We start from the raw sequence: 2376 nt of genomic DNA on the forward strand, positions 1-2376 counted from the left end.
GGCCAGCGCCTCGCCCTCACCCGGCCCGGCCGCACCGCCGCCCGCCGCAGCCGCCACCCCCGCCCCGGTCCAGACCGCCGATCCCTTTGGCCTCGAGACCACGCTCGAGTCCAGGAAGGTCGTGATGGTCAAGGGCACTGCCAATTGGGACTCGGCCTTCGACACGCTGGTCGACGCCTTCAAGGCGCTGAACACGCTCCTGGACAAGCAGGGCATCAAGCACGCCGGCAATTCGATGATCGTCTATACCTCGACCGACGACACCGGCTTCACCTTCCTCGCCGAAATTCCGGTCGAGCAGGATCCCAAGAACCTGCCCAAGGACATGAGCGTCGGCAAATCGCCGGAGGGCAAGGCGCTGAAATTCGTCCATCGCGGCTCCTACGACAACATGGACAATACCTATGAGGCGATCACCAATCACCTCGACGACAAGAGACTGGAAGCCAAGGACACCTTTATCGAGGAGTACCTCACCGATCCCCTGAAGACGGCGGAGGACAAGCTCGTGATCAATGTTTTCGTGCCCCTGAAGTGAGACCGATGAAAAAGCCTGCCCTACTCGCCGCCGTATTCTCTGCCACGCTGCTGGCAACGCCCGTGTTCGCCGACGATTTTCCCTCCGCGATCTCGGTGAGCGGCGAAGCCACCGTTTCCGTGGCGCCCGATCTTGCGCAGATCGACGCGGGTGTCGCCAATGATGCCAAGACGGCGAAGGAAGCCTCCGACGCCAACAACGCCGCGATGGGCAAGGTGCTGCTGGCACTGAAGGGCGCCGGGATCGCCGAGAAGGATTACCAGACCTCGCGGCTGTCGCTTCAGCCGCAATACGGCCAGAACAAATCCACCGGCGCCTCGCCCGTGGTCGGCTTCCGCGCCTCCAATCGCGTGACCGTCAAGATTCGCGACGTGACCAAGGTCGCCGGCATCATCGACACGCTGGTCGGCGCCGGCGCCAACGACATCGGCAACATCTCGTTCGAGGTGACGCAGGCGTCAAAACTGCTCGACGAGGCCCGCGAGCAGGCGGTGGCGGATGCCCGCCGCAAGGCCGAGATCTACGCCAAGGCCACCGGCGTCACGCTGGGCGCGCCGCTCAGCGTCTCCGAAGGCGGCGCGCCGGTGCCGTTGTTCAAGGCGCGAATGGCAACGGCCCCGATGGCCGCACCCGCCGCCGTCGCACCCGGCGAGGAGACGCTGTCGGTGACGGTGAATGTGAGCTGGGCGATCAAGCAGGGGCAGTAAGAGGCACGCTGTTCGCAACAACAACGGTGTCGTCCCGGCGAAGGCCGGGACCCATAACCACAGGGAGTGGTTTGGCGAAGACTCGCAGTTCGGTACTGCGACCGTCCACGCATGAAAAATCACGCGGTATGGGTCTCATCGCGACGAACCGCTCCTGCGGGATCTTCGCAGTATCCAGCGCTTCGACCAGCGCCTTGGCCGGTGCGTCGATCGCTTCATCCGTGAGCTGGAACGTGCCGTGGTGATGCCCGAGCGCGTCCTGCGCGCCGCAATCGAGCAGCGCCTTCACTGCGTCTTCCGGATTCATGTGCTGGTCGCGCATGAACCAGCGCGGCTCGTAGGCGCCGATCGGGAGGATCGCCAGGCGTAACGGCCCGTGCTTCTCGGCGACGCGGCGGAAATGCCGGCCATCGCCATAGCCGGAATCGCAGACGACGTAGATTTTCCCGGCCGGCGTCTCCAAGACGAAACTCGCCCACAGCGCCTTGTTGCGATCGAACACGCCGCGCGCCGTCCAGTGCCGGGTCGGAACCAGATGCACGGCGATGCCGCCGCCGAGCTCGACGCGGTCGTGCCAGTCGAACGCCTCGGCCTTGATCGACGAGTCGGTGCTGCGCATCGTCACGTCGTTGCCGAGCGGCGTGACCACCCGCGGAGCAAAATTCTTGGCGAGCCGCGACAGCGTCGCGATGTCCAAGTGATCGTAATGGCCGTGCGAGACCAGCACGACGTCGACCTTCGGCAGCTTCTCGAAGGCGATGCCGGGATCGTTGTGCCGCTTCGGCCCGGCCCAGGCGACCGGCGAGACTCGCGACGACCAGACGGGATCGACCAGGATGTTGAGGCCGCCGGCCTGGATCAGCCAGCTAGCGTGCCCGACGAAGGAGAGCCGCACCTTGCCGCCGTCTACGCGCTCCGGCGGGGTGTCGGCATGGGGGCTCGGCGCCCACTCCGGCCAGGTCGCCCGCTGCCGCTTGCCGCTGAACTGCCAGCGCAGCACCTCGCGAAGCGATTTCGGCGGCGCGCCGTCGGGATCGAAGAAGTGCAGGCCGTTGAAATGGTCGGAGGCGGGACCGTCATAGGTCTTCATGCGGGACATCCAGAGGGAGGGGACGCCGACCAGCGCACCGG

General features: G+C 65.8%; 3 protein-coding genes. 2 read left to right on the top strand and 1 reads right to left on the bottom strand.

Translation table 11 applies throughout. The features are described from left to right. Both AC1D00_RS41145 and AC1D00_RS41150 read left to right on the top strand, forming a co-directional pair. A partial coding sequence (locus AC1D00_RS41145; protein WP_477014648.1) for a GyrI-like domain-containing protein occupies positions 1-538 on the top strand: 538 nt, incomplete at its 5' end. Positions 539-543: 5 nt separating this feature from the next. Further along, the gene (locus AC1D00_RS41150; RefSeq protein ID WP_477014649.1) at positions 544-1245 is read left to right on the top strand and encodes an SIMPL domain-containing protein; all 702 of its coding nucleotides are present in this window, start codon (positions 544-546) and stop codon (positions 1243-1245) included. On the opposite strand, the gene AC1D00_RS41155 is transcribed toward AC1D00_RS41150, so the two are convergent. Beyond that, a partial coding sequence (locus AC1D00_RS41155; RefSeq protein WP_477014650.1) for an MBL fold metallo-hydrolase occupies positions 1229-2376 on the bottom strand: 1148 nt, incomplete at its 5' end. The genes AC1D00_RS41150 and AC1D00_RS41155 overlap by 17 nt on opposite strands.

The sequence above is a fragment of the Bradyrhizobium sp. P2_E8 genome (assembly GCF_056403875.1).